General features: G+C 60.8%; 1 pseudogene. It reads right to left on the bottom strand.

The window, feature by feature from the left end:
* Positions 1-222 (bottom strand): annotated as a pseudogene (locus HV355_RS24000) (IS481 family transposase); the annotation flags it as partial.

Below are 222 nucleotides of genomic sequence, written 5' to 3'. Positions count from 1 at the left end.
CACCACACCTCGTAGCTGCCGTCTTCCTGCATCTCCTTCAGCCCGACCCGTTCTCCCCTGAACGCCTTGCCTGCGCTCAGACTTACCCCTTTCACGCTCAGCTTGCCGCTGATATCGACTTTCCTGACCATCACGCCCTCATCGTATTCCGGGGGCGTTGTGTTGCCGCTGTACTGCCGTGCAGACGGCTTATACCGCGAGCCCGGTACCGCCATATCCAGC

The sequence above is a fragment of the Enterobacter sp. RHBSTW-01064 genome, from assembly GCF_014103035.1.
GTDB classification, from domain to species: domain Bacteria; phylum Pseudomonadota; class Gammaproteobacteria; order Enterobacterales; family Enterobacteriaceae; genus Enterobacter; species Enterobacter mori.
The sequence above is the reverse complement of the archived record's forward strand: the minus strand, read 5'-3'. Positions and strand labels throughout refer to the sequence as shown.